Below are 5,663 nucleotides of genomic sequence, written 5' to 3'. Positions count from 1 at the left end.
ATATAAGAATTTCGGGCGCTCGATCAACAGCGACCGGCAACAAGTGTCGCCGGCCGTAATCTTATTGCGAAGTGGATCGCCGGACCTACTTGTCCTTGAGCTTCATCGCCTTGACCGGCGGCGCCTTCAGCGCCGGAGCCGGAGCGGGCTTCTTGGCGTCCTTCTTCGGCTTGCGGGCTTCCTTGCCTGCCTTCATCGCACCTTTAGCCATGATTCGTTCCTCCTGATGTGAGAAGCCAAGTGAAACAAGAGAACCGCCCGACCGCAAGGGGTTAGCGACTGTTGCCGCCGACAGCGGATCGCTTTCAACCGGTTTCTAGAGCAATTCACCGTTTCGCGGAAACAGTGAATTGCTCTAACTCTTTGTTTTGACGCAATTCCGGACGGAAAACCGCTTCACACTTTTCCTGGAATTGCTCTAATTTGCTCGTAAACCATGGCGGTCCGTGCCATGGTCATTTTCGCACTGCAGCATCGACCCGAGCTTCGCCGGGTGATCGTCAGGCAGGCCGTCAGGACGACAATGCGAATCCACATCGGCTGCGAGATGAGCTTCGACTTTCCGCAGGAAACGCCGCTCATCGCGATGCTGAATGTGCACTATTCGCGGGCCTCCGATCTCGAGCGGCCGGATTTCCTGATCTCCAATCCGCCGGTGCCGATCGAAAGCTATCGCGACAGTTTCGGCAATTGGTGCAACCGGCTTGTCGCGCCGCCCGGGCGCTTCACCTTCGGCACCGACGCGGTGATCCGCGACCCCGGCACCTTCGAGATGGGCGACCTGATGGCCTGGCAGCACGAGGTGCGCGACCTGCCGGCGGACACATTGCTGTTCCTGCTGCCCAGCCGTTTTTGCGAAAGCGACCTTCTGGCTGACGAGGCGTGGCGGCTGTTCGGCAACACGCCGCTGGGTATTCCGCGCGTGCAGGCGGTCTGCGACTTCGTCCACAGCCACATCGTCTTCAACTACGGCAATGCACGGCCGACGCGCACCGCGGCGGAAGCCTATCGTGAACAGAGCGGCGTGTGCCGCGACTACGCGCATCTCGCCGTCACCTTCTGCCGGGCACTCAACATCCCAACGCGCTATTGCACCGGCTACATCAGCGACATCGGTATGCCGAAGCCATGGGCAAGCATGGATTTCTGCGCCTGGATGGAAGTCTATCTCGGCGGCCGCTGGCATGTCTTCGACCCGCGCAACAATGCACCGCGCATCGGCCGCATCCTGATCGCCTCCGGCCGCGACGCCGCCGACGTGCCGCTGACCCATATTTTCGGCCCGGGAACGCTTGCCGGCTTCAAGGTGTGGACCAGCGAGATCATCGAGTAGTCGCCGTTTTCCATAGACCGGATCTCTCATGGCCGCTGCCGTGGACGACCCGACATTCGCGCGGTGTGATGCCTGTGGAGCTTTAGCGGCCTGGCCGCTAGACTGCGCCTTGAACGGGGGCAAATGCCATGGCCGGGCACGGCGGCTCAAAAAAGGTGATCTACGCGGCGCTCGCCGGCAATCTCGCCATCGCGCTGACCAAGTTCGCCGCCGCCGCCTTTACCGGCAGTTCGGCGATGCTGTCGGAGGGCGTCCATTCGCTGGTCGATACCGGCAATGGCGGCCTGCTGCTCTACGGCATGCACCGCGCCGCTCGCCCTGCCGATCGCACGCATCCGCTCGGCCACGGCCGCGAACTCTACTTCTGGAGCTTCATCGTCGCGCTCCTCGTCTTCGCGCTGGGCGCCGGCGTGTCGTTCTACGAAGGCGTGGTCCATATCATGGCGCCGGAGCCGGTCGCCAACGCCAAGGTAAACTATATTGTTCTGGGCCTTTCCTTCCTGTTCGAAGGCAGTTCGTGGTGGGTCGCCCTGAAGGAGTTTCGCCGGCAGAAGGGCAGGCAAGGCTGGCTGCAGGCCGTGCAGTCGAGCAAGGATCCGAGCGTCTACACCGTGCTGTTCGAGGACAGTGCGGCACTTCTCGGCCTGATCGTCGCTTTCGCCGGCATATTGGCAGCGGAACTGCTGGAGATGCCGGAGCTCGACGGCGCCGCCTCGATCGGCATCGGACTGATCCTTGGCGCGACCGCGATCTTCCTGGCCCGCGAAAGCAAGGGCCTGCTGATCGGCGAGCCGGCGTCGCCCGAGGTGCAGATGAAAGTGCTGGCGATCGCCCAGCAGGATCCGGCGGTGCAGCGGGCGAACGGCGTCCTGACCGTCCATATGGGGCCGACAGAGATCGTCGCCGGGCTCAGCATCGAGTTCGAGGACCATTTGACGGCGCCCGAGATCGAAGCTTGCGTCGAGCGCCTGGAGGCGCAGTTGAAGAAGGAAATGCCGGAGATCACACGGCTGTTCGTCAAGCCGCAGACGTCAGGCACCTGGGAGCAGCGACGCAGGCTGATCGATTCCGCATCCGATCCTGCCCTGGACTAAAACCGTGCCATTGCCTCACGGCCTTGCGCCGCTAGATTGAAGGGGCTTTGGAGGAACGAAGATGAGAATAGACGGCGGCTGTCATTGTGGCGCCATCACCTACGAGGCGGAGGTCGATCCGGAAAAGACCACGATCTGCCACTGCACGGATTGCCAGCAACTGACCGGCACGGCTTTTCGCCTTACGGTTCCGGCGCCGGAAAGCAACTATCGCATCACCAAGGGCACGCCGAAAATCTACATCAAGATCGTGGCGAGCGGCGCCAAGCGCACCCAGGCCTTTTGCGCCGACTGCGGTTCGCATCTTTACGCCACGTCTGTCGGAGATGGTCCGAAGGTCTATGGAATTCGCGTGGGGACCGCGCGGCAGCGCCAGGATTTGATCCCGACACAGCAGAAATGGCACCGCTCGGCGCTGCACTGGCTGCCTGAATTTCAGGGCATGACCACGTTGGAGGAGCAGTAGCGCCGGTCCGGCACCGCGCCTCAATCGTCGCCTTCGACGACCCTCAGCCTGAGCTGCCCGGTTTTCGAATCGGCAACGCGCGCGCCGGTATCGACCTTGGCGGCGGGAGCCCGTGACGCGGCGTCTACGGCGGCATCGCCGTCGGGCTGCGCGCCGAATTCCAGCGCCTCGATCTTCTGGCCGCGCTTGGTGACCTTCGACGTCGAAACCAGTATGTCGTCGATGTCCTTGGCCGACTGGCCGAAATGCACCTGCAGCTTGCGCACCCGCTCATCGACACGCGCAACATCCTCCATCAGCCGGATGACCTCGCCCTGGATCAGGTGCGCCTGTTCGCGCATGCGGGCATCCTTGAGGATCGCCTGGATGACCTGGATCGACAGCATCAGCAGCGACGGCGAGACGATGACGACGCGCGCACGGTGCGCCTTGTGCACGATCGCCTCGAAATTCTCGTGGATCTCGGCGAACACCGATTCCGACGGCACGAACATGAAGGCAGTGTCCTGCGTCTCGCCCTGGATCAGGTATTTTTCCGAGATATCGCGGACATGGATCTCGATGTCGCGGCGGAAGGCCTGCGAAGCTGCCTTCTGCAGATCGGCGCCATCGGCGGCGCGGATGGCGTTCCAGGCTTCCAGCGGAAATTTTGCATCGATGGCCAGCGACGGCGCGCCGTTCGGCATCTTCACCAGGCAGTCGGGCCGGCTGCCGTTCGACAGCGTCGCCTGGAACTCATAGGCACCGTGCGGCAGGCCGTCGGCAACGATCGCCTCCATGCGCGACTGGCCGAACGCGCCGCGCGTCTGCTTGTTCGAGAGGATCGCCTGCAATTGCACGACCTGGCCGGCGAGCGACTGGATGTTGCCTTGCGCGACGTCGATGATCGCCAGCCGTTCCTGCAATTTGGCCAGGCTCTCATGCGTGGATTTGGTCTGCTCGGTCATGGTCTGGCCGAGCCGGCCGGTCATGGCGTCGAGGCGTTGGCCGATCGATTGCGTCAGTTCCGCCTGCCGTGCGCCGAACACTTCCGCAATGGCGCCCATGCGGCCCTGCATTTCGGCCTGGCTTTGCAGAATGCCGGCCATCCGCACTTCCGCATCGCGGGCATGATCGGCGGCTTCCGCGGCCGCCACGGCGCGCGCCTTGGCCGACCGCCACAACGCAATGACCAGCGCCACGAACAGGGCCAGAAACAGCAAAACGCCGAAGGCCAGCGCATGGCCGAGCGTGATCGTTGTGGCGCCAAGCCGGGCGACAGGCTCCGAAAGGATGGTGCTCAAATCATTCATGTGGACAGCATAGACGATTCGCCGCGATAGCACAGATCAAAACGTGAACGCGCCTGATGCCAACCGGTTGACGCGTTTCGCTGGAGGTCTTAGGTGGAACGCCATGCCGATCAAGCCGCTCATCATCCTTCCCGACCCCATCCTGCGCCAGGTTTCCAAGCCCGTAGAGCGTGTCGACGCGCCTTTGCGCAAATTAGCCGACGACATGCTGGCGACCATGTATGAAGCGCCGGGCATCGGGCTGGCGGCAATCCAGATCGGCGAGCCGCTGCGCTTGCTGGTGATCGATCTCGCCAAGGAAGACGAGACGCCGGCGCCGCATGTCTTCATCAATCCGGAAATCCTGGAGAGCGCCGATGCGCGCTCCGTCTATGAGGAAGGCTGCCTGTCGATCCCGGATTATTACGCCGAGGTCGAACGCCCCGCCGCCGTGCGGGTCAAATATCTCGACCGCGACGGCAAATTGCAGGAGATAGAGGCCGAGGGGTTGATGGCGACCTGCCTGCAACACGAGATCGACCACCTCAATGGCGTCCTGTTCATCGATCACATCTCGAAGCTGAAGCGCGACATGGTGGTAAAGAAATTCAAGAAGCTCGCCAGGGACAAGGCGCCGGGCAAGCTCGCGGGATAAGGTACGGGAGTCCCCTCCAGGCCTATTGTCGGCAGGATTGCCACCAAATGGAGATGCCGACGGTCGACATGCTGATCAGGGACATTCCTGAGCCTTTGAAGCGCGAGATCGAACTGGCGGCGCGCGAGGTCGGCCAGAGCGTCTCGGACAAGGCCATCGGCCTTCTGCGCAAAGGCATAGTTGCGGAGAGGCCGGCCCGAGAGGAGTCGAGCCTCTCGGCGTGGGCTGCAATTCGCTCGGCTTTCGTATCTGAAAGCGCAATTGGCGATGAATACGCGGAAATCATGGAGAAGATCGAAGCGGAAAGATAGCGCGACGGTCGTCCCGCGACTTCGACGGCCTTGACCTGAAGCTCGTAAACCCGTTTGAAGCGGATGCCTGAGCCGGCACACTGCGCGAGCAAGAAGACAGGATACCAGAAGAAAAAATGCCCCTTCGCGTCATCTTCATGGGCACGCCGGAGTTTTCGGTGCCGACCTTGCGCGCGATCGCCGAGGCTGGCCATGAGATATCAGCCGTCTATACCCAGCCGCCGCGCGCTGCCGGACGACGCGGACTGGAGCTGACGCCGTCGCCGGTGCAGCGCGAGGCGGAGCGACTGGGCATCGAGGTGCGGACGCCGGTTTCGCTCAAAGGCGAGGCCGAACAGGCCGCTTTTCGCGCCTTGCAGGCCGATGTGGCGGTGGTCGTCGCCTATGGTTTGCTGCTGCCGAAGGCGGTTCTGGAGGCAACCCGGCTCGGCTGCGTCAACGGCCATGCGTCGCTTCTGCCGCGCTGGCGCGGCGCCGCCCCCATCCAGCGCGCCATCATGGCAGGAGACCTGGAAAGCGGCATGATGGTGATG

General features: G+C 62.8%; 8 protein-coding genes. 6 read left to right on the top strand and 2 right to left on the bottom strand.

Going from position 1 to position 5,663, the window contains the following annotated elements:
- Positions 1–85 precede the first annotated feature (85 nt).
- Complete coding sequence (locus EN994_RS36740) at positions 86–211, bottom strand: hypothetical protein (protein ID WP_013528464.1); 126 nt, start codon at positions 209–211, stop codon at positions 86–88.
- 312 nt (positions 212–523) lie between these two features.
- Here EN994_RS36740 and EN994_RS15420 point away from each other — a divergent pair, with 312 nt between their 5' ends.
- The 3 genes from EN994_RS15420 (at position 524) to EN994_RS15410 (ending at position 2,893) form a co-directional block, all read left to right on the top strand.
- Positions 524–1,333 (top strand): transglutaminase family protein, encoded by an 810-nt coding sequence (locus tag EN994_RS15420; protein ID WP_027161100.1) that lies wholly within the window; start codon positions 524–526, stop codon positions 1,331–1,333.
- 128 nt (positions 1,334–1,461) lie between these two features.
- Positions 1,462–2,427, top strand: a complete 966-nt coding sequence (locus tag EN994_RS15415) for a cation diffusion facilitator family transporter (RefSeq protein ID WP_013528466.1) — start codon at positions 1,462–1,464, stop codon at positions 2,425–2,427.
- A 61-nt stretch (positions 2,428–2,488) separates the two neighbouring features.
- Positions 2,489–2,893, top strand: a complete 405-nt coding sequence (locus EN994_RS15410; protein WP_013528467.1) for a GFA family protein — start codon at positions 2,489–2,491, stop codon at positions 2,891–2,893.
- 20 nt (positions 2,894–2,913) lie between these two features.
- Here EN994_RS15410 and EN994_RS15405 read toward each other — a convergent pair whose 3' ends face one another.
- Positions 2,914–4,185: a DNA recombination protein RmuC gene (locus EN994_RS15405; RefSeq protein WP_063169730.1), complete on the bottom strand. Its 1,272-nt coding sequence runs from the start codon at positions 4,183–4,185 to the stop codon at positions 2,914–2,916.
- A gap of 103 nt (positions 4,186–4,288) precedes the next feature.
- Between EN994_RS15405 and def the strand changes: the two genes are divergently transcribed.
- The 3 genes from def to EN994_RS15390 form a co-directional block, all read left to right on the top strand.
- The gene (gene def, locus EN994_RS15400) at positions 4,289–4,819 is read left to right on the top strand and encodes a peptide deformylase (RefSeq protein WP_063169729.1); all 531 of its coding nucleotides are present in this window, start codon (positions 4,289–4,291) and stop codon (positions 4,817–4,819) included.
- A 53-nt stretch (positions 4,820–4,872) separates the two neighbouring features.
- Positions 4,873–5,130 (top strand): plasmid stabilization protein, encoded by a 258-nt coding sequence (locus EN994_RS15395; protein ID WP_164745939.1) that lies wholly within the window; start codon positions 4,873–4,875, stop codon positions 5,128–5,130.
- Positions 5,131–5,246: 116 nt separating this feature from the next.
- Positions 5,247–5,663, top strand: a 417-nt coding sequence (locus tag EN994_RS15390) for a methionyl-tRNA formyltransferase (protein WP_281060156.1), incomplete at its 3' end; no start/stop codon positions are given.

Origin of the sequence: Mesorhizobium sp. M7A.F.Ca.CA.002.09.1.1 (genome assembly GCF_003998555.1) — a bacterium.
GTDB classification, from domain to species: domain Bacteria; phylum Pseudomonadota; class Alphaproteobacteria; order Rhizobiales; family Rhizobiaceae; genus Mesorhizobium; species Mesorhizobium ciceri.
The sequence above is the reverse complement of the archived record's forward strand: the minus strand, read 5'-3'. Positions and strand labels throughout refer to the sequence as shown.

Coding starts and splice junctions, on each gene's coding strand:
- EN994_RS36740 (WP_013528464.1), bottom strand. CDS start 211: ATGGCTAAAGGTGCGATGAAGGCAGGCAAGGAAGCCCGCAAGCCGAAG.
- EN994_RS15420 (WP_027161100.1), top strand. CDS start 524: ATGCGAATCCACATCGGCTGCGAGATGAGCTTCGACTTTCCGCAGGAA.
- EN994_RS15415 (WP_013528466.1), top strand. CDS start 1,462: ATGGCCGGGCACGGCGGCTCAAAAAAGGTGATCTACGCGGCGCTCGCC.
- EN994_RS15410 (WP_013528467.1), top strand. CDS start 2,489: ATGAGAATAGACGGCGGCTGTCATTGTGGCGCCATCACCTACGAGGCG.
- EN994_RS15405 (WP_063169730.1), bottom strand. CDS start 4,185: ATGAATGATTTGAGCACCATCCTTTCGGAGCCTGTCGCCCGGCTTGGC.
- def (WP_063169729.1), top strand. CDS start 4,289: ATGCCGATCAAGCCGCTCATCATCCTTCCCGACCCCATCCTGCGCCAG.
- EN994_RS15395 (WP_164745939.1), top strand. CDS start 4,873: ATGCCGACGGTCGACATGCTGATCAGGGACATTCCTGAGCCTTTGAAG.